This is a genomic window from Streptomyces blattellae (assembly GCF_009709555.1).
Lineage (GTDB): Bacteria > Actinomycetota > Actinomycetes > Streptomycetales > Streptomycetaceae > Streptomyces > Streptomyces blattellae.
Genome location: NZ_WJBG01000005.1, coordinates 1 through 855, shown reverse-complemented (window position 1 = coordinate 855; position 855 = coordinate 1). Strand labels below are relative to the sequence as shown.

The 855-nt window shown below is 68.3% G+C and carries 1 protein-coding gene; it reads left to right on the top strand.

All coding sequences use genetic code 11. The features are described 5' to 3' along the window. A partial coding sequence (gene cysD, locus GFH49_RS00430; RefSeq protein WP_155053713.1) for a sulfate adenylyltransferase subunit CysD occupies positions 1-855 on the top strand: 855 nt, incomplete at its 5' end.

Genomic DNA, 855 nt, shown 5'->3' with positions numbered 1-855 from the left:
GTGCACATCTTCCGTGAGGTGGCGGGCGAGTTCGAGCGGCCGGTGATCCTGTTCTCCGGCGGCAAGGACTCCATCGTCATGCTGCATCTGGCGCTGAAGGCGTTCGCCCCCGCGACGATCCCCTTCTCGCTGCTGCACGTGGACACCGGCCACAACTTCCCCGAGGTGCTGGAGTACCGGGACCGTACGGTGGCCGCACATGGGCTGCGCCTCCATGTGGCCTCCGTACAGGACTACATCGACCGGGGTGTGCTGCGCGAACGTCCCGACGGGACCCGGAACCCGCTGCAGACGCTGCCGCTGACGGAGAAGATCCAGAGCGAGAAGTTCGACGCGGTCTTCGGCGGCGGACGCCGGGACGAGGAGAAGGCCCGCGCCAAGGAGCGGGTGTTCTCCCTGCGCGACGAGTTCTCCCAGTGGGATCCGCGCCGCCAGCGCCCCGAGCTGTGGAACCTCTACAACGGACGGCACGCCCCCGGCGAGCACGTCCGCGTCTTCCCGCTGTCCAACTGGACCGAACTCGACGTCTGGCAGTACATCGCCCGCGAAAAGATCGAGCTGCCGGAGATCTACTTCGCGCATCACCGTGAGGTGTTCCAGCGGGCCGGGATGTGGCTGACCGCCGGCGAGTGGGGCGGGCCGAAGGCGACGGAGACGGTCGAGAAGCGGCAGGTCCGCTACCGCACCGTCGGCGACATGTCCTGCACCGGCGCCGTCGACTCCGACGCCGACACCATCGAGAAGGTCATCGCCGAGATCGCCGCGTCCCGGCTCACCGAGCGCGGCGCCACCCGCGCCGACGACAAGCTCTCCGAGGCCGCGATGGAAGACCGTAAGCGCGAGGGGTACTTCTAA